Source organism: Streptomyces sp. NPDC050703, assembly GCF_040654435.1.
Taxonomy (GTDB): domain Bacteria; phylum Actinomycetota; class Actinomycetes; order Streptomycetales; family Streptomycetaceae; genus Streptomyces.
Map to the genome: position 1 here is coordinate 100,901 of NZ_JBFAHX010000022.1, position 18,990 is coordinate 119,890.

17 protein-coding genes and 1 pseudogene are annotated in these 18,990 nt (G+C 73.4%); 15 read left to right on the forward strand and 3 right to left on the reverse strand.

Features of this window, described 5'->3' with window-relative positions:
- Positions 1 to 55 precede the first annotated feature (55 nt).
- The 10 genes and pseudogenes from AB0I16_RS21305 (at position 56) to AB0I16_RS21350 (ending at position 9,962) form a co-directional block, all read left to right on the forward strand.
- Positions 56 to 1,024 (forward strand): NADPH:quinone oxidoreductase family protein, encoded by a 969-nt coding sequence (locus tag AB0I16_RS21305; protein ID WP_363251017.1) that lies wholly within the window; start codon positions 56 to 58, stop codon positions 1,022 to 1,024.
- Positions 1,021 to 2,208 (forward strand): acyl-CoA dehydrogenase family protein, encoded by a 1,188-nt coding sequence (locus tag AB0I16_RS21310; RefSeq protein ID WP_363251018.1) that lies wholly within the window; start codon positions 1,021 to 1,023, stop codon positions 2,206 to 2,208. The genes AB0I16_RS21305 and AB0I16_RS21310 overlap by 4 nt, the downstream gene beginning before the upstream one ends.
- The gene (locus AB0I16_RS21315; RefSeq protein WP_363251019.1) at positions 2,205 to 3,296 is read left to right on the forward strand and encodes an acyl-CoA dehydrogenase family protein; all 1,092 of its coding nucleotides are present in this window, start codon (positions 2,205 to 2,207) and stop codon (positions 3,294 to 3,296) included. The genes AB0I16_RS21310 and AB0I16_RS21315 overlap by 4 nt, the downstream gene beginning before the upstream one ends.
- A 128-nt stretch (positions 3,297 to 3,424) precedes the next feature.
- A complete protein-coding gene (locus AB0I16_RS21320; RefSeq protein WP_363251020.1) occupies positions 3,425 to 5,020 on the forward strand; it encodes an ABC transporter substrate-binding protein in 1,596 nt (531 codons plus the stop codon).
- Between the two features lie 59 nt (positions 5,021 to 5,079).
- Positions 5,080 to 6,045 carry an ABC transporter permease gene (locus AB0I16_RS21325; protein WP_363251055.1) on the forward strand — a complete coding sequence of 322 codons (966 nt, stop codon included), beginning with the start codon at positions 5,080 to 5,082 and terminating at the stop codon, positions 6,043 to 6,045.
- Positions 6,038 to 6,913 carry an ABC transporter permease gene (locus AB0I16_RS21330; protein ID WP_363251021.1) on the forward strand — a complete coding sequence of 292 codons (876 nt, stop codon included), beginning with the start codon at positions 6,038 to 6,040 and terminating at the stop codon, positions 6,911 to 6,913. Before AB0I16_RS21325 ends, AB0I16_RS21330 begins: the two co-directional genes overlap by 8 nt.
- Positions 6,914 to 6,954: 41 nt before the next feature.
- Complete coding sequence (locus tag AB0I16_RS21335) at positions 6,955 to 7,866, forward strand: ABC transporter ATP-binding protein (RefSeq protein WP_363251056.1); 912 nt, start codon at positions 6,955 to 6,957, stop codon at positions 7,864 to 7,866.
- Entirely contained in the window at positions 7,859 to 8,521 is a 663-nt protein-coding gene (locus AB0I16_RS21340; RefSeq protein ID WP_363251022.1) for an ATP-binding cassette domain-containing protein, read from the forward strand. The genes AB0I16_RS21335 and AB0I16_RS21340 overlap by 8 nt, the downstream gene beginning before the upstream one ends.
- Before the next feature lie 247 nt (positions 8,522 to 8,768).
- Positions 8,769 to 9,639: pseudogene (locus AB0I16_RS21345) on the forward strand (phosphatidylinositol-specific phospholipase C/glycerophosphodiester phosphodiesterase family protein).
- Between the two features lie 128 nt (positions 9,640 to 9,767).
- Positions 9,768 to 9,962: a hypothetical protein gene (locus AB0I16_RS21350; RefSeq protein WP_363251023.1), complete on the forward strand. Its 195-nt coding sequence runs from the start codon at positions 9,768 to 9,770 to the stop codon at positions 9,960 to 9,962.
- 13 nt (positions 9,963 to 9,975) lie between these two features.
- On the opposite strand, the gene AB0I16_RS21355 is transcribed toward AB0I16_RS21350, so the two are convergent.
- Positions 9,976 to 11,253 (reverse strand): phosphodiester glycosidase family protein, encoded by a 1,278-nt coding sequence (locus AB0I16_RS21355; RefSeq protein WP_363251024.1) that lies wholly within the window; start codon positions 11,251 to 11,253, stop codon positions 9,976 to 9,978.
- Positions 11,254 to 11,325: 72 nt separating this feature from the next.
- Entirely contained in the window at positions 11,326 to 11,700 is a 375-nt protein-coding gene (locus AB0I16_RS21360) for a DUF779 domain-containing protein (protein WP_363251025.1), read from the reverse strand.
- Positions 11,701 to 11,870: 170 nt separating this feature from the next.
- Between AB0I16_RS21360 and AB0I16_RS21365 the strand changes: the two genes are divergently transcribed.
- Together AB0I16_RS21365 and AB0I16_RS21370 are read left to right on the forward strand one after the other, a co-directional pair.
- The gene (locus AB0I16_RS21365; RefSeq protein ID WP_363251026.1) at positions 11,871 to 12,785 is read left to right on the forward strand and encodes a glycoside hydrolase family 16 protein; all 915 of its coding nucleotides are present in this window, start codon (positions 11,871 to 11,873) and stop codon (positions 12,783 to 12,785) included.
- Positions 12,786 to 12,948: 163 nt separating this feature from the next.
- Positions 12,949 to 14,430, forward strand: coding sequence for an esterase (locus AB0I16_RS21370; protein ID WP_363251027.1), 1,482 nt, complete (start codon positions 12,949 to 12,951; stop codon positions 14,428 to 14,430).
- Positions 14,431 to 14,480: 50 nt separating this feature from the next.
- Here AB0I16_RS21370 and AB0I16_RS21375 read toward each other — a convergent pair whose 3' ends face one another.
- Positions 14,481 to 15,602 carry a hypothetical protein gene (locus tag AB0I16_RS21375; RefSeq protein ID WP_363251028.1) on the reverse strand — a complete coding sequence of 374 codons (1,122 nt, stop codon included), beginning with the start codon at positions 15,600 to 15,602 and terminating at the stop codon, positions 14,481 to 14,483.
- 140 nt (positions 15,603 to 15,742) lie between these two features.
- Here AB0I16_RS21375 and AB0I16_RS21380 point away from each other — a divergent pair, with 140 nt between their 5' ends.
- From AB0I16_RS21380 to AB0I16_RS21390, 3 genes are all read left to right on the forward strand, one after another.
- Entirely contained in the window at positions 15,743 to 16,387 is a 645-nt protein-coding gene (locus tag AB0I16_RS21380) for a flavin reductase family protein (protein WP_363251029.1), read from the forward strand.
- A 235-nt stretch (positions 16,388 to 16,622) separates the two neighbouring features.
- Entirely contained in the window at positions 16,623 to 17,687 is a 1,065-nt protein-coding gene (locus AB0I16_RS21385; protein WP_363251030.1) for a phytanoyl-CoA dioxygenase family protein, read from the forward strand.
- Complete coding sequence (locus AB0I16_RS21390; protein WP_363251031.1) at positions 17,669 to 18,988, forward strand: DUF6271 family protein; 1,320 nt, start codon at positions 17,669 to 17,671, stop codon at positions 18,986 to 18,988. The genes AB0I16_RS21385 and AB0I16_RS21390 overlap by 19 nt, the downstream gene beginning before the upstream one ends.
- Positions 18,989 to 18,990: the final 2 nt, after the last annotated feature.

Here is an 18,990-nt window from a genome sequence, read left to right on the forward strand (position 1 = left end):
CGACCGCTTAGTATGCGCGGGAGCACGGTCGACGACAGCCCCGTGGAGGCCCCGCATGCAGGCATGGCAAGTGCACGAGAACGGTGAGCCGGGCGAGGTGATGCGCCTCGTGGACGCGGACCGCCCGCGGCCCGGCGAGGGGCAGGTGCTCCTGAAGGTCAGGGCGGCCGGCGTCAACTTCCCCGACGCGCTGCTCTGCCGGGGCCAGTACCAGGTCAGGCCCGAGCTGCCCTTCACGCCCGGCGTCGAGATCTGCGGCGAGACCGAGGACGGGCGGCGCGTGATCGCCACCCCGGTGCTGCCGCACGGCGGCCTCGCCGAGTACGCCGTCGCGGACGCGCGGGCGCTGCTGCCCGCCCCCGACGCCCTGGACGACGCCGAGGCCGCCGCGCTGCACATCGGCTACCAGACGGGCTGGTTCGGCCTGCACCGGCGCGCGCACCTGGCGGAGGGCGAGACGCTCCTGGTGCACGCGGCGGCGGGCGGCGTCGGCAGCGCGGCCGTGCAGCTCGGCAAGGCGGCGGGCGCCACGGTGATCGGTGTCGTCGGCGGCGCGGAGAAGGCGCGGGTCGCGCGCGAGCTGGGCTGCGACGTGGTCGTCGACCGGCGTGCGGACGACATCGTCGGCGCCGTGAAGGAGGCCACCGGGGGCCGGGGCGCGGACGTGGTCTACGACCCCGTGGGCGGCGACGCCTACGCCAAGTCGGCCAAGTGCGTGGCCTTCGAGGGCCGCATCGTCGTGGTGGGCTTCGCGAGCGGGTCCATCCCCTCGCCCGCGCTGAACCACGCCCTGGTGAAGAACTACTCGATCATGGGCCTGCACTGGGGCCTGTACAACACCAAGGACCCCGCGTCGGTCGCGCGCTGCCACGAGGCGCTGACCGAGCTGGCCGCCAAGGGCGCCATCAAGCCGCTGGTGAGCGAGCGCGTGCCGATGGACGGCGGCGCCGCCGCCGTGCAGCGCGTCGCCGACGGCCTCACCACCGGACGCGTGACCGTCCTTCCGCACGGGGGTGCCGCATGACCGACGCGGACCGACTGCGCGAGCTGACGCGGGAGTTCCTGGCCGCGCACCCGCCCGCGCGCACCGAGCGCGGCGACTTCCTGCGGGCCCGCTTCGACGCCGGACTCGCCTGGGTGCACTACCCCGAGGGTCTCGGCGGGCTCGGCGCCCCGCGCTCCCTGCAGGCCGTCGTGGACACCGAGCTGGAGGCCGCGGGAGCCCCCGACAACGACCCGCGGCGCATCGGCATCGGCCTCGGCATGGCCGCCCCGACCGTCCTCGGCTACGGCACCGACGAGCAGAAGCGCCGCTTCCTGCGGCCCCTGTGGACCGGCGAGGAGGTGTGGTGCCAGCTCTTCAGCGAGCCGGGCGCCGGCTCCGACCTCGCGGCGCTCGGCACCCGCGCCGTCCGGGACGAGGCGAGCGGCGACTGGATCGTCAACGGGCAGAAGGTGTGGACGTCCAGCGCGCACAGCGCCCGCTGGGCCATCCTCATCGCCCGCACCGACCCGGAGCAGCCCAAGCACCGCGGCATCACGTACTTCGTGTGCGACATGACCGACCCCGGCGTCGACGTGCGGCCGCTGCGGCAGATCACCGGCGAGGCCGAGTTCAACGAGGTGTTCCTGACCGACGTGCGCATCCCCGACGCGCACCGCCTCGGCGAGGTCGGCGAGGGCTGGAAGGTCGCCCAGACCACCCTCATGAACGAGCGCGTCTCCATCGGCGGCATGCGCATCCCCCGCGAGGGCGGCATGATCGGCCCGGTCGCCAGGACCTGGCGCGAACGACCCGAGCTGCGCACCCACGAGCTGCACCAGCGACTGCTGAAGCTCTGGGTCGACGCCGAGGTGGCGAGGCTCACCGGCGAACGCCTGCGCCAGCAGCTCGTCGCGGGCCAGCCGGGCCCCGAGGGCTCCGGCATGAAGCTCGGCTTCGCGCGTCTGAACCAGGAGATCAGCGGCCTGGAAGTGGAACTCCTCGGCGAGGAGGGGCTGTTGTACGACGACTGGACGATGCGCCGGCCCGAGCTGGTGGACTTCACGGGCCGCGAGGCGGGCTACCGCTATCTGCGCTCCAAGGGCAACAGCATCGAGGGCGGCACCAGCGAGGTGCTGCTGAACATCGTCGCCGAGCGCGTGCTCGGCCTGCCCTCCGAGCCGCGCACCGACAAGGACGTCGCCTGGAAGGACCTCGCGCGATGAGCGACCTGCTGTACTCCGAAGAGGAAGAGGCGCTGCGCTCCGCGGTGCGCGGCCTGCTCTCCGACCACTGCGACGCCACGGCCGTGCTCGCCCGCGCCGAGACGGCCGAGCCGCACGACCGCGAGCTGTGGAAGGCCCTGGCGGACGGGATGGGTCTCGCCGGCCTGCTCGTCCCCGAGGAGCTGGGCGGCCAGGGCGCGACCCACCGCGAGGCCGCCGTCGTCCTGGAGGAGCTGGGCCGGGCCGTGGCGCCCGTCCCGTATCTGACCAGTGCTGTCGTGGCCACCGATACGCTGCTCGCGTGCGAGGGCGAGGCGGCGCGCGAACTCCTCGGCGCCCTCGCGTCGGGCCGCACGGTGGGTGTGCTCGCGGTGCCGCTTTCCGGCGCCCCCGGTGACGACCACGCCACCGTCCAGGAGCGGGACGGCGTCCTGCACGGCCGCGTGACGGCGGTGGCCGACGCCGCGGCTGCGGACGTGTTCCTGGTGCCCACGGCCACCGGGCTCTTCGCGGTCGACGCCGCGCGGGACGGCGTCACCGTCGCTCCCTCGGCCTCCCTGGACCTGACGCGCCCGCTCGCCGCCGTCTCCCTCGACGGGGCACGGGCGCGCCTGCTGGCCCCGCAGGCGGGCCCGGCGGTCGCCCGCGGGCTGCGGACCGGGGCGGGGCTCCTGGCGTCGGAGCAGCTGGGCGTCGCCGACTGGTGCCTGGCCGAGACGGTCCGGTACGTCAAGGAGCGGCACCAGTTCAACCGGCCCGTCGGCTCCTTCCAGGCCCTCAAGCACCGGCTCGCGCAGCTCTGGCTGGAGGTGGTCAACACCCGCGCCGCCGCGCGCAACGCCGCCGACACGCTGGCGAAGGGCGGCGACGAGTCCGGCCTCGCGGTGGCCGTGGCCCAGGCCTACGCGGCGCCGGTCGCCGTCCGGGCCGCCGAGGAGGCGCTTCAGCTGCACGGCGGCATCGGCATGACGTGGGAGCACCCCGTCCACCTGTACCTCAAGCGAGCCAAGGCCGACTCGATCGCGTACGGCACGGCCGGCGGGCACCGCGGGGCCCTCGCGGAACTGGTGGATCTCCAGGCACCCTGACCCCCACGGAAGAATCACATGCAGCCCACACGTACCACGTGTGGGCTGCTCGTTTTATCGACTTCTTACGTGAGGCATAATTGCGAGTTGTTCGCAATAACCGTTGATCTTCAGTAGGGGTGTGGAGCATGAGGGCCCGATCGATACGAGCCGCGGGCGGCGCGGCGGCGGCCGTCGCGATGGCGGTCGCGGCCTCCGCCTGCTCGGCGCCGGGTGACGGCGGCGGCTCGGGCGGCGCCAAGGACTCGGCGGTGGTCGGCATCGCGTACGAGCCCGACACGCTCAGCCCGCTCCTCGGCTACGGCAAGGACGGCAACTCCAAGATCTTCGACGGTCTGCTCACGCACGACGCCGACATGAAGCTCAAGCCCGCCCTCGCCGCGGAGCTGCCCGAGGTCACCGACGGCGGCAAGACCTACACGTACAAGCTGCGCAAGGGCGTCAAGTTCAGCGACGGCAAGCCCTTCACCGCCAAGGACGTCGTCTTCACGTACGAGACGATCCTCGACAAGAAGACCAACAACGCCTCCAAGACCGAGCTGGACGCCGTCAAGAGCGTCGAGGCCAAGGGCGACGACACCGTCGTCTTCGCGCTCAAGTACCCCTACGCGCCCTTCGCCGAGCGCACCGTCCTGCCCATCGCCCCCGAGCACGTCGCAGGCAAGCAGGACGTCAACACCGGCTCCTTCACCACCAAGCCGATCGGCACGGGGCCCTACGAGCTGGTCAAGTGGTCCAAGGGCGAGAAGCTGTCCTTCAAGGCCAACCCCGACTACTGGGGCGGCGCGCCGAAGGTCGAGAACTTCACCATGGCGATCATCAAGGACGACGACATCCGCGCGACCCGGCTCGACGCCGGAGAGCTCGACGGCGCGATCCTGCCGCCCAACCTCGCCAAGAAGTACAAGAACGACGGCGACAAGAAGACGTACACCGCCAAGACCTTCGACTACCGCGTGGTGACGCTCCCCACCGGCAACGAGGTCACCGGCGACAACGCCGTCCGCCGCGCCCTCGACGTCGGCGTGGACCGCAAGGCCATGGTCGACTCGATCCTGGACGGCGCCGGCAAGGAGGCATACGGCCCCGTCCCGACCGACAGCCCCTGGTTCACCAAGGGCACCGAGCGGAAGTTCGACCCGGCCAGGGCCGAGAAGATCCTCGACGACGCCGGCTGGAAGCCCGGCAAGGACGGTGTCCGCGAGAAGGACGGCGTCCGGGCCGCGTTCCCGCTCTGGTACCTCTCCGGCGACAAGCTCCGCCAGGAACACGCCCTCGCCTACGCCTCCGACGCCAAGAAGATCGGCATCGAGGTGGAGGTGCAGTCCGGCACGTGGGAGGTCATCCAGCCGCGCATGCCCAAGGACGCCGTCCTCGCCGGCGGCGGCTCCCCGGCCGACCCCGACTTCGACCAGTACACCCTCCTGAAGTCCTCCCTCGCCGGTGACGGCTTCAACAACATGGCGCACTACGACAACAAGAAGGTCGACGAGGCACTGGAGGACGCGCGCAGGAGCGGCGACCACGCCGAGCGCAAGGCCGCCTACGACACGATCCAGCGCGAGCTGGCCAAGGACCCCGGCTACACCTTCCTCACGCACATCGACCACCTCTACGTCGTCGACAAGCGCTTCGGCGACCTCACCACCCAGACCGAGCCGCACGACCACGGCCTCGCGTCGGGCCCCTGGTGGAACGTCGAGGACTGGCAGCCGAAGAAGTGACCTCCGCGATACCGCAGGCACCGGGGAAGGCGGCACGGCGCCGCCTTCCCTGGGGGCCGATGGCGCGCCTCGCGGGACGGCGCGCGCTGTTCGCCGTCCCCGTCCTGCTCGTCGTCACCTTCGGCGTCTTCGCCATCGCCGCCGCGTCGCCCTTCGACCCCGTCAAGGCGTACGCGGGCACGGCGGGGCTCACCGCATCGCAGGAGAACCTCGACCAGCTCCGCGCCAACCTCGGCGTCGACGAGCCGCTCGCCGCCCGCTGGTGGCACTGGCTCACCTCGGCGCTCACCGGTGACCTCGGGGACTCCAGCGTCCTGCGCCAGCCCGTCGCCGACGTCATCGGCGAGCGGGTGGGCTGGTCCGTCCTCCTCGCCGCGACCGCCTTCCTCGTCGCGATCCTGCTCGGCACCACGCTCGGCGTCCTCGCCGCGCGCCGCCCCGGCGGCTGGCTCGACCGCGCGGTGACCTCGCTCGCGTACACCCTCGAAGCGGCGCCGCCGTTCTGGCTCGGGCTGCTCGCCGTCTGGCTGTTCGCGCTGAAGCTGGGCGTGCTGCCCTCGGGCGGCCTGACGGACACCGCCAGCTCCACCGTGACCGCGGGGCAGGTCGCGAGCCACCTCGTGCTGCCCGCGGGCGTGCTCGCCGTCTCCCAGCTGCCCTGGTTCGTCCTGTACGTACGCCAAGGCGTCGGTGACGCGCTCGGCGACGACCCCGTGCGCGGCGCACGCGCGCGTGGCCTCGCCGAACGCACCGTGCTCCTCGGCCACGCCCTGCGCTCCGGCATGCTGCCCGTGCTCACGCTCATCGGCTCCCGCGTGCCCGAACTGATCACCGGGGCGCTGCTCGTGGAGACCGTCTTCAGCTGGCCCGGCATCGCGGCGGCCACCGTGCAGGCCGCGACCGCCGTCGACTTCTCGCTGCTCGCCGCGCTGACCGCCCTCGCCACGGCCGCGGTCCTGCTCGGCAACCTCGTGGCCGACCTCCTGTACGGCCTCGCCGACCCGAGGGTGGGTTTCGATGGCTGACACCAGAGACGTCGTGTGGCGCGCCAAGGGCGGCGTACGCCGCTCCACGCGCGCGTGGCGGGTGCGCACCTCCGCCGTCCTCGTCGCCGCGGTCGTCCTCGCCGTGCTCGTCGTACCGCCGCTCGTCAACCTCGACGAACAGGCCGTCGACCTCGGCATGAAGCTCCGCCCGCCGTCCCTCTCCCACCCCTTCGGCACCGACGACGTCGGCCGCGACCTGCTCCTGCGCTGCGTCTACGGGCTGCGGGTCTCCCTCCTCGTGGGCGTCGTGGCGGCGGTCGTCGCCACCGTCATCGGCACCGCGGTGGGCGCGCTCGCCGCCGCCTCCGGAGGCTGGACCGACCGGATCGTGATGCGGCTCGTCGACGTCTTCTCCTCGGTGCCGCACCTGCTGCTCGGCATCTTCATCGTCGCGATGTTCCGGCCCGGCGTGTGGCCGGTCGTCGTCTCGGTGGCGCTCACCCACTGGCTGTCCACCGCCCGCATCGTCCGCGCCGAGGTCCTGTCCCTGCGCTCACGGCCCTACGTCGACGCCGCCATCTCCGGCGGCGCCTCACGGCTGCGCGTCGCCGTACGGCACCTGCTGCCCGGCGTCCTGCCGCAGGCGGGCCTCGCCGCCGTCCTGATGGTCCCGCACGCCATCTGGCACGAGTCCGCGCTGTCCTTCCTCGGCCTCGGCCTGCCCACCCACCAGGCGAGCCTCGGCACGCTCGTGCAGAGCGCGCGCGGCTCGCTCCTCGCGGGCGACTGGTGGCCGACGCTCTTCCCCGGCGTGTTCATCATCGTCCCCACCCTGGCCATCGCGGGCCTCGCGGGCGCCTGGCGGGAGCGGATCAACCCCCGGCGCCGATCGGAGCTGATGCTGTGAAGCCCGTCCTTTCCGTCCAGGGACTCTCCGTACGATTCCGGATGCGCGGCGGCAGCCACGTCTCCGCCGTCACCGACGTCTCCTTCGACCTCGCCGCGGGGGAGTGCCTCGCCCTGGTCGGCGAGAGCGGCTGCGGCAAGTCGGTGCTCGCCTCCGCGCTGCTCGGCCTCCTGCCGGAGAACGCGGAGACCGCCGGGTCCGCGCTCCTCGGCGGCCTGGACCTCCTGACCGCCGACGAGCGCACCCTCGCCCGCTCCGTACGGGGCCGCCGCGTCGGCCTCGTACCGCAGAGCCCGGCGGCGCACCTGACCCCGGTGCGGACCGTGCGCTCCCAGCTGGAGGAGAGCCTGCGGGAGCTCGCGGGCGTGCGGAAGCCGGGGCTGCGGGCCGCCGCGGAGGAAGCCGCGGGACGGGCCGCGTTCCCCGCGGGGCACCTCGACCGCTACCCCCACGAACTCTCCGGCGGCCTCGCCCAGCGCGCCGCCACCGCGCTCGCCCTCATCGGTGACGCGCCGCTGCTGCTCGCCGACGAACCCACCACCGGGCTCGACCGCGACCTCGTGGACCGCACGGTCGACGAGCTGCGCAGGCACGTCGGCGACGACCGCGCGCTGCTCATGATCACCCACGACCTCGCGGCGGCGGAGCGCATCGCCGACCGCGTGGCGGTGATGTACGCGAGCCGGGTGGTGGAACTGACCGAAGCGGAGACCTTCTTCGGCGGGCCCGGCCCCCGCCACCCCTACGCCCGAGGGCTCCTGAACGCCCTGCCCGAGCGGGAGTTCACGCCCGTACCCGGCATGCCGCCCGAGCTGACCGCGCTCCCCGCCGGATGCGCGTTCGCGGCGCGCTGCGAACGCGCCGACGAGGCGTGCACCGCCCTGCCCGGCCTCGTCGGCGGCACCGCCTGCCACCACCCCCACGCGAACGTGCTGGAGACCCCCCGTGCTTGAACTGCGCTCCATCACGGCCGGCTACGACCGCGCGGCCCCCGTCATGCGGGGCGTCGACCTCACGATCGCCGCCGGGGCGTCCGTCGGGCTCCTCGGCCCCAGCGGCTGCGGCAAGTCCACACTGGCCCGCGTCGCGGCGCTGCTGCACCGCCCCGACGCCGGGCAGGTCGTCATCGACGGCGAGGCCGCGCGCGGCTGGCGCCACCGGGCTCCCCGCGAGCAGCGCACGGCCTTCGGCGTCGTCTTCCAGCAGCCCCGGCTCTCGGCCGACCCCCGCCTGACCCTCACCGATCTCATCGCGGAACCGCTGCGCGCGGTGGGCCGGGCCCCGGAGTCCGCCGGCGAGGTCCCCGCACTCGCCGCCCGCGTCGGCCTCGGCAAGGACCTCATCGGCCGCCGCCCCCACGAGGTCAGCGACGGCCAGCTCCAACGCGCCTGCCTGGCCCGCGCCCTGATCCTGCGCCCCCGCTGGCTCATCTGCGACGAGATGACGGCCATGCTCGACGCCTCGACGACGGCCGCACTGGTCCACGTGGTGGAGGAGTACCGGGCGGAACACGGGGCAGGCCTCCTGGCCGTCGGCCACGACCGCGTGCTCCTGGAGCGCTGGTGCGACAGGACGACGCACTGGGACGAACTCACCGGCGGCCGCTGACCGGCCGGCGGACGGCGTCGGCGGCGCGCCCGGTGGGGATGCTCCCCGGGGCCGCCCGTGGCGGGGGCTGCCCCGCGCGGGAAAGCCGAAGGGCCCGGTTCGGGCGTTCGTCACCCGCCGGAAAGGTGCGCGGCCCCATACTCTCCGGGGCCCCGCACACCGTCGCACCGGCACCGTGCGGTGCCACGCACCCCCGCGGCGCACCCCGCGCCCGCGCCCGTCCCCTCGTCCCGGGAGGCAGACAGACATGGCCCTCACCACCCGTCGCAGAGCCCTCGCTACCCTCGGCGCCGCCCTCGCCGGCGGCATGGCGCTGCCCGCCCCCGCGCAGGCGGGTGAGCGCGGGCGACGCCACCCCCGGCCCCGGCCGCTGCGCCAGGCCCACGCGCACAACGACTACGAGCACCCCCGGCCCCTCCTCGACGCCCTCGACCACCGGTTCACCAGCGTCGAGGCCGACATCCACCTCGTCGACGGACAGCTCCTGGTCGCCCACGACCCCGAGGACCTCGACCCGGGCCGCACCCTCGAATCCCTCTACCTGAAGCCCCTCGCGGCCCGGGTCCGCGCCAACCACGGGTCGGTGTACCGGGGGTACCAGCACACCCCCTTCCAGCTCCTCGTCGACATCAAGACCGAGGGCGCCGCGACCTACGCCGAACTCCACCGCCACCTGCTGCCCTACCGGCGGCTGTTCACCTCGTACACGTACGGCAAGGTGCGCCGCGGCGCGGTCACGGCCGTCGTCTCCGGTGACCGGGCGGCGCGCGCGCCGATGACGGCGCAGAAGGTGCGGTACGCCTTCTACGACGGGCGCCTCGCCGATCTCGGGACGCCGGCGCCCGCCTCCCTCATCCCGTTGATCAGCGACAACTGGTCGCTCAACTTCGGGTGGCAGGGCGTCGGGCCGATCCCCCCCTGCCGAGCGCGACAAGCTGCGCGGCATCGTCTCCGCCGCCCACGCGCGCGGGCAGCGCGTCCGCTTCTGGGCCACGCCCGACCAGCCGGGCCCCCGGCGCGACGCGGTCTGGGGCGAACTGCTCGCCGCGGGCGTCGACCACCTCAAGACCGATGACCTCGCCGGGCTCGAAGCGTTCCTCGACGCACGCCGCCGATGACGGGGCGGGGACAACCGTCCCCCACTAGCACCCGTTCGGAGCACAGGTCAGAGGCCCGGACACCCCCTCCGCTACGCGACACTGACGGCCGGGAGCCGCGGTGTCACGTGGCGGAGGAGGTTCTTGGGATGGCTGTCTCGATCTCTGTGGTGCTGTTGCTGCTGATCCTGGCGGTGGTCTTCCTGCGCAACGGCGCCCTGAAGATCTCACACGCCCTGGTCTGCGCGCTGCTCGGCTTCTACCTGGCCGGTTCCAGCATGGCGCCGACGATCCACGAGGGCCTCACGGCCACCGCCGACATGGTCAGCGCGCTCCGGCCCTGACCGGGCCCCGCGACTACGTCCGCGAGAACACGCCGATCCCGTTCGGCACCGGACGCTCCGCCCCGCCGCTCGGGTTGTTGCGCACCGTCACCGCCTCCGCGCCCGGCGCCCGCGCGACCAGCGTGGCCGTGGCCGAGACCAGCGTGGACGAACCGCCGCCGTCCAGGCTGAAGCCCTCCGTGGCGCCGAGCCCGCGCAAGGTGTCGGCCACCTCGGCGATCGTCAGCCCCGTACGGAACTCCGGTGAGCCGTCGAGCGCGAGCAGCAGCAGGTGCCTGCCGCCGTCGGAGATCCCCGCGGCGGTCCGTACCGCCGAGGTCGTCCCGTCGAGGCCGGGCAGGGGCGTGCCGTTCCGCAGCACGGGGTAGCCGCCGAGCGCGAAGCGGAACGGGATGTGCGACCGGGCGGCCACGAGGCGGTGACGGACGCTCACCGGATCGCCCACCGACAGCTTCCGCAGCTCCCGCGCGCCCGCCTCACGGCCGACGAGCACCGTGGTGCCGCGCGCGACGGGACCGCTGCCCGGCGTGTCGGCGGTGGCGACGACACGCCCGTGGCGGACCGTCACCTCATGCGTCTGAGTGCTGCACGGCGCGCCACGGCTCGTGTCCGTGCCGCAGGTCGACCGCACCCGGGACACGGAGCCCCAGTCGCTGGTGAAGGCCCCGACGGAACCCACCGGCAGCGCGTACTGGTTGAGCCCACCCAGCGGAAGACGGGCGTCCGGGGTGCGCACACGCCCCGTCAGGGCGAGGTCGTCCAGGCGCGCCCTGCGGTCGTGGCCGACCCCGATGACCGCCTTGGTGGTCACCCCCGGAGGCATGGCGGGCCCGAAGCGCTGGCCGTCCGGGACCGCGCCCTTCAGCGCGCGCCCCGCGGTGATGGCGGGACCGACGGGCGCACCGGTCGCCTCGACGCCCGGATGCTGGGTCTCGCTGATGTTGAAGAAGTCGCCGTTGATGCCGCCGACCGCGCCCGCGCCGTCCGCGAGGGCGGAGACGGGCGAACGCGCGGCGACCTTGCCGGGGTAGAGCAGCCCGACGCTGGTGCGCGGGTCGCGCAGGTCGACGTCGAGCACGTGCGCGCGGGCCGTGCCGCGCGAGCCCGGTACGTCGAAGTACCGGTACTCCACGCCGGGCGCGATCCTGGTGGCCGCCGGTCGCGCGACGGTCCCGGTGGCGCCGCCGGCCGGTGCCGCTCCCGTGAGAGCCGCACCGGCCAGCGTGCCGAGCGTGGTGACGAGGGTGAACGCCGTTCTGAACCGCTCACTGCGGTGTGTCTGCCGGGTCACAGATCCCCCCTGGTGTCGGCCGGGCCCCAACTGTCCCAGCAGACCTAGTGGTTCACCAGACGCGAGCGGTGGCTATGTTCCGACCAGCCGGGAACGGATCAGGAAGCGCACGCCTTCCGGGGCCTCCAGCGAGAAGCCGCTGCCCCGTCCCGGCACCACGTCCACGATCAGCCGGGTGTGGCTCCACACCGCGTACTGGCTCTTCGACATCCAGAACGTTACGGGCTCGGGGACGCCCTCGACGGTAAGCGACGCGAGCGGCAGGTCCGATTCGCCGGTACGGAACTCGCCCTCGGGGTAGCACATGGGCGCGCTGCCGTCGCAGCAGCCGCCGGACTGATGGAACATCAGCGGCCCGTGCGCCTCCCGCAACCGGCGCAGCAGCCGGGCGGCTTCGGGGGTGAGCTCGACCCGGGGCACCTCGTCCTTGCTCTCCTGGCGGTCCATGCGATGACCCTTCCCCACGGCACGTTGCAACGGGGTTGCGGCGCGGGACGGCGTGGGCCGATCGGCGGAGCGCCGGGGCGCGTCGCCGCGCGGACCCTGTGGCGGCGCGCCGCGCGCTGCGCGAGGATGGCCCCTTTCCTGTGGGGCGTCCGGGGAGCGGAGGCAGCGCGATGGGAACACACGCGGCGACGACGGGGCGGCGCAGGCGCAGGCCGCTGGTGTTCGGCTCGCTCGGCGCGGCACTGCTCGCGGCACTGCTGTCCATCCCGAGCGCGGGCGGCGCGCCCGTGTCCGCCGATGCCTGCCGCACCGGGGGCACCGCGATGCCGGTCGGCGACTGCGGGCCGTTCTGGCAGGTCCTCGCCGAGGACTTCGACGGTGACCGGGTGCCGCTCGGCGCGTTCGGCGACTGCGACCACCACGCCGACACCTCCGCCGCGTACTGCGCCGGGCTCGAAGGTTCCTACCGCGACAACTGGTGGGCGTACCCCACGGGCTGGCCCGACACCGCGAACGACCGCGACCGCGACGTCGTGGGCGTCTACCACCCCGAGGACACCGTGAGCGTGGGACCCGCGGAGGACGGCGACGGCCGTATGCGCATCCGGATGTGGCGGCCCGCCGACGGAGGCCCCGTCCACGCGTCGGCGGTCGTACCACGTGCCGTCATGCAGATGAAGTACGGCAAGTACAGCGCCCGCATCAAGGTGACCAAGCAGGCTCCCGGCTACAAGTCGGCCTGGCTCCACTACGGCGGGGGCTGCGAGATGGACCATCCCGAGGGCGAGTGGACCGGGCCCCTCAGTGCCTTCCACCACCCCTGCGGAGGCGGCGAACAGGGGTCCTTCAAGGGCGCGGACGACTGGACCGCATGGCACACCGTGTCGACGGAGTGGACGCCGGGACACGTCCGGTTCTTCGTGGACGGACGGGAGACGGGGCACGACACGCGGGGAGTGCCGGACCGGCCGCTCTCCTGGGTCCTGCAGAACGAGAGCGCGCTCGAAGGCCCGGGGGCGGCGCCCGGCAGCAGCGCGCAACTGGAGATCACCTGGGTGACGGCCTACGCGTACGGGTGGAAGTGACGGCGGACCCGGACCCCGCCGCCCTCGCCCCGCGGAACGGAAGGCGAAGTCCCGTACAACCCTTGCGCACCATCCCGTGTCGAACAGGGCGCCGGACAAGGAACGGGCCCTTTCCGGACACCCCCGCGCCTGGCCCGGTCACCTTCCTTCACAGGAGCCGCTCGTGCGCAAGAACCGTTCGGCCGCCCTCGCCGCGGCATCGTTCCTCCTGCTGACCGGGGCCGGTATCGCCGCCGCTCCCACCGCTTTCGCCGGGACCCCCGGCGGAACGCACGCCGACGACCGCAACAGTGACTTCAACGGCGACGGATACGAGGACGTCCTGGTCGGCGCCCCCGGCGCCACGGTGAGCGGGGCCAAGGGAGCGGGCCTCGTCACGGTCCAGTACGGCTCCACCAGAGGCATCGGCACCACCGACGCGGCCCGCTTCAGCCAGTCGACGTCCGGCGTGTCGGGCGCGGCGGAGGCGGGCGACGGCTTCGGCAAGGCCGTCGCCACGGGCGACCTCGACGGCGACGGCTACGACGACGCGGTCGTCGGCATCCCCGGCGAGGACCTCGGCGACACGGCGGACGCCGGCGGCGTCGCGATCCTCTGGGGCTCGAAGGACGGCCTCAAGGGCGCGGCGAGCGACTGGCTGCAGACCCAGGAGCCCGCCGCGGGCGAGCGGTTCGGCCTCGGCCTCGCCGCCGCGCGCTTCACCGCGGAGACGCCGGGCGACCTGCTCGCCGTCATGGACCGCTACGACGTGGAGCTGTTCGCCTACGACGCCGCGCCGCAGGCCAGGGGCGAGGCACCGCTGCGCCGCCAGGCCGTCGAGCGGCTCGCGAAGGCCGCCCAGGAGCGGCGCATCCAGCCCAAGTCGCTCACCACGGGCGACTACGACGACAACGGGTACGCGGATCTCGTCGTCTCCGGGGTGACCCTGGGCGACGAGGAGCCGGGCCACGGCTGGTCCGTGCAGTACGCGGGCGGCGCCGACGGGCTCGCCTACAGGAACGAGCTGCGCGGTGGGCCCGCCGCGGCCTCGGGCGACATCAACGACGACGGCTACGACGACCTCGTGACGGGCGAGCCGGCCTCCCCGGACGACGGGGGCGAGACGATGACCGGCGGCCTGGTCGGCGTGCGCTACGGCACGGCGGACGGCCTCGCCGACGAGGCCAAGTGGTGGACGCAGGACGCCGCGGGCGTGCCCGGGGTCGCCGAGCGCGGGGACGGCTGGGGCGCCGACCTGTCCGTCGCGGACACGAACGGCGACGGCTACGCGGACGTGGCCATCGGCGCGCCGGGCGAGGACATCGGCACCGTCGCCGACGCGGGCGCGGTGTGGGTGCTGCGCGGTTCGGAGAACGGGATGACGGCGACCGGCGCCAAGTCCTTCGACCAGGACACCGCGGACATCCCGGGCGTGCCCGAGAAGGGCGACAAGTGGGGCGCGCAGGTGCGGCTCACGGACCCCAACCGCGACGGCCGCTTCGGTCTCCTGGCCGCCGCGCCCGGCGAGAACGCGGGCGACGGCTTCGTCTGGACGCTCTCGGCGACTTCGGGCGGCGTCACGGCCTCGGGCACCTGGTCCTTCGGCGCGGCGACGCTCGGGGCACCGGCCAAGGGCGCGGCGTTCGGCGCGGCGATCGACGAGTGAGCGGGCGCTGACGGGCCGTCCGGCCGGGTCACCGGCCGGACGGCCCGGCCTCAGCCCAGGCGCTCGACGCGGATCTGGGCCGGCGGGTAGGGCGAGAAGGACGTCGTGCCGGCCGACCAGTGGCCGCCGTCCGTCCCCGGGATCGCGGTGATCGCCTCCGGCAGGTACGCGGACGGGGACTCGGGGCCCCGCTCGCCGACCCAGGCGGTGCCGTCCCACCGCAGGTAGTGCGCGCGCTTCTGGTCCCAGAAGTCCCAGCCGGAGATCCGGTCGGGCCGGCCCGCGGCGTCAGCCGTGATGCCGCTCAACAGGCCGACGGTGAACGGGGACGTGACGGAGGACCACTCCGTGCCGTCGTAGTGCTGGAGCACGACCGAGGGCGGTTTGCCGGGCGGTCCGCCCACCCCGTACGAGAAGCCGGTCAGCCAGATGTCGTCGTGTGCCACGGGCAGCAGCCCCGACACCGATGCGCGGATGCCGACGTTGCGCGGGACCACCGTCCAGGCGCCGTCCCAGCGGGCGATGACGTCGCCGAAGACCCACACCTCGCCGCCGCGCGTGACGCGCACCCCGTACGGCGTGGGCGCGGCCTCGTCCGGCAGCGGCCCGCACCAGCGCCACGTCCCGCCGCTGCCACGGAGCAGTCCGGCCCGGCCGTCGTGGCGCCCCGCCACCCAGAAGCCGCCGTCCGGCCCGGCGGCGACGGCCGTCAGTTTCGTCCCGGCGGCCCCCCGGCCGGGGAACGCCCTCTCGCGCCAGGTCGCGCCGTCCCACGCGAGGAGCTGGTCGTGCCCCGCGGTGTCGGTGCCGAGGGTCAGGGCGGTGGTCCCCGAGGGGTCGACGGCGACCGAGCGCAGGCCGCCGGTGTAGGTCAGGTGGGACAGGTCGGTGGCCGACCAGGCGGTGCCGTTCCAGCTCAGGGCCATGGGGGTGCCGAGGGTGCCGCCGTAGCGGCCCTGTTCGCCGACGGCCCAGGCGAGGCCGGGTCCCGCGGCGGCCAGCGCGGTGAGGTGGGCGGCGGGCTGCCCGGCCGGTGCGGGCACCTCCCGCCAGGAGGCGGCCCTGCGGGCGGTGGCCGCGGGCCGGGCGGCGGCGGCACCGGCCAGGGGCAACGGCAGGGCCGCCGCCGCGCCGACGGCGGTGATTCCACGGACAAAGGCGCGTCTTCGCATCACAGGAGCCTCTCCTCGCGAGCGTGGATGTACCCAGGGTGCGCAACACCCTGAACCGGGCTCCGTGCGGCGTCAATGCACGCGGATGCCGGATTCACTCTTCGGCCGGGACCGAACCGACCCGTTCCTAGGGTTCGGTCATGGACATCGCGCAGCACCCCACGCACCCCATGGCCACCGGCCACCGGGCCATCGCCCCGAGCATCCTGTACTTCGGCACCCCCGTCGCCCTCCTGACCACGGAGAACGCGGACGGCACGGACAACCTCGCCCCCGTCTCCTCTCTCTGGGCCCTGGGGCAGATCGTCGTCATCGGCCTCGGCGGCGACGGGCAGACCGCGCACAACCTCCGTGCGCGCAGCGACCTGGTGATCAGCCTGCCGTCGCCGGACATGTGGGAGCGGGTCGAAGCGCTCGCGCCCCTGACGGGCCGCTTCCCCGTGCCGCCGGGCAAGCCGGCCGGGTGCCGTCACGAGCCCGACAAGTTCGGTGCCGCGGGACTCACCCCGCAGCGCTCGGAACTGGTGCGCCCCTCCCGTGTGGCGGGCTGCCCCCTGCAGTTCGAGGCCCGCGCCGCGCGGGTGCGCGAAGGCGTGGCGGACTGGTATGTGACCGTCGAGGCGGAGGTGCTCAGGGTGCACGCCGATCCGGCCGTGGTCGTCCCCGGCACCCAGCACGTCGACCCGGCGGCCTGGAGCCCGCTGATCTACAACTTCCGCCACTACTTCGGCCTCGGCCCCGAACTCGGCCACTCCTACCGCACCGACACACCGCGTCCCGCATGACGGGAGCGGTGCCGGGTCCGGGCACCGAATGTTCGCCGCATCCGCACGTGACGGCGGCGTGAACGAGGGTCACTTATCGTCGTTTTGTTCCACAAGGCGCCCAAGTCAATTGTTGACAGCGGGAGTTGGTCTAGTCCATTTTGGTGGTACGCAAGTTCGACGAGGGGCGGCCGGGACGTGCGCTGCCCCGGCGGACCCGAAGAGGTCCGGCGAGAACCGAACCCTGGAGCACCACATGCCAGCGCCCGACCGCTACCTCCACCGAGCCGCCTCCGACGTCCCCTACTTCAGCGCCGACGGGGACACCTACCTGGCCCAGACCCAGCTGCGGGACCTGACCAAGACACGGCCGCTGAAGGTGCTCTCCGAGGAGGACTTCGCCTTCTGGCAGACGTACGGCTACGTCGTCGTGAAGCAGGCGATCCCCGCCGAGTCGGCCAAGAACCTCCTCGACTTCGCCTGGGAGTTCCAGGGACTCGACCGGGGCCGCCCCGACACCTGGTACGAGGAGCGCGAGTTCCGCTCGGACCTCGACCGCGAGCTGCACATCTACGGCTTCGTCGAGGCGTACCACCACCAGCTCATCTGGGACAGCCGGCAGACCCAGCGGGTCTACGACGCCTTCACCGACGTATGGGACTGCGAAGAGCTCTGGGTCACCCTGGACCGGCTCAACCTCAACCCGCCCAACATCAAGAACCGCTCCCGCTCGCTGATCGCGCCGACCGAGCGCGGCTTCGACATCAACCTCCACTGGGACATCGACACCAGCCTCGGCATCCTGCCCCAGCGGGTGCAGGGCATCATCGCCCTCGACGACACCCGGCACGAGCACGGCGGCTTCCAGTGCTGCCCCGAGCTGTTCCGCCGCTTCGACCGGTGGAAGGCGCTCCAGCCCGACGACCGCGACCCGATCCGGCCCGCGATCGACCAGGACGACATGCCGGTCGTCCGCCCCGAACTGGAGGCCGGTGACCTGCTGATCTGGAACGGCCTGCTCGCGCACGGCGTCGCCCCCAACACCTCGGAGAACGGGGTACGGGCCGTGCAGTACCTGTCGATGATGCCCGCCCTGGAGGGCCACGAGGAGCTGCGCCGCTCGCGGATCGACTCCTGGAGCAACCTCGGCACACCGGAGTGGAACGCCACCCTCCTCGGCGACGCCGACAAGCCCGAGGCGCTGCGCTACGGCACCGCCGCCCTGAACGACCTCGGCGCCAAGCTGCTCGGCCTCAAGTCGTGGCACGGCAAGGACCTCGACCAGCCGATCGGGGAAGCCGCATGCGCCGCATCTGCCTGACCCTCCCCACCAACCGGGCCTGCCCGGACACCATCGCGGCGATCGGTCAGGAGGCGGCCCACGCCACCGCCCACTTCGACGTCGAGGTGCACCTGCTGATCCTCGACTCCTCTGACCCCGCCACGTTCGCCGCCCACGCGGCGGCCGTCCACGCGCTCCCCGAGGACCCGCGGATCAGCGTCCACCACCTCGGGGAAGCGGAGCAGCGCGCCTTCCTCAGCCGGGTGATCGGCCGCGCGGACGTCGCCAAGCCCGAGCTGATGCTGGAGCTGATGCTCCCGGCGGCGGTCTCCTACGGCGCCTGCACCAACCGCGCGTTCCTCTTCGCCGCCGCCCTCGGCTGCGAGTCCGTGCACCGCAGGGACTCCGACAGCCGCTACCAGCTCCTCGACGGCGAACCCGTCTTCCCCGTCCACCACGAGCTGGCCTCCCTCGGCAAGAGCGCGGCCGACGCGGCGTACGGCGCCGTCGAGACCGCCCTCGACCCGCGCCACGCGCACAAGCGCGTATCGATGGTCGGCAGCTCCTTCGTGGGCGAACTCTCCGTCGACATCGGCGAGATCCGCGCCCTCGACCCCGGGGCCTACCACGACGTGGTCAGCCTCTGGGCGCCCGACGACTGGACCGACGAGCAGAAGCGGGACCTGGTCGACGAGTCCTTCCGGGGCGCGGGCTCCGAGCCCTTCACCGGCGACCGGGCGACGCTGACGCTGGTCGACCCGATGCGCGTCGACATGTGCAACATCGCCTTCCACGGCGTACACGAACGCGTGCCGCTGCCGCCGGCCACCGACACCATCGGCAGCGACTACTTCCTCATCCACCTGGTCCACGACGCGGCCCTGCCCGGCGTCCTGCACAACCGCAACATCGTCAACTACTACACCGCGGAACGCAGGACCGACGCCGGCTTCATCGCGTACCAGACGCGCTTCGTGAAGTTCTTCCTTTCGATGCTCTACTTCAACTTCATCTACGAGAAGACGGCCGCGGCCGGGGAGGCCCTGCTCGACGCCGACGGCCGGGTCGACGCGTCCGCGATCAGCGGGTTCGCCCGGCAGAGCGCCATGCTCGACCAGGCGGGGAACGTGCGGCGCCTCGACCGCATCGACGCCGCCTACCGCCGGCTCGGCGGGCGCTACGCGCACTTCGCCGACCTCCTCGCCGGCCGCCGCGAGCGCTTCCTGGACGAGGCGCGCGGCGACATCGAGGACTTCGCCCTGCTCACCGAGGCCTGGGAGTCCCTGATACGGGCGGCCGGGGAGACCGGTGCGCATCTGACGGCGGGGCGGCCGGCGTGAGC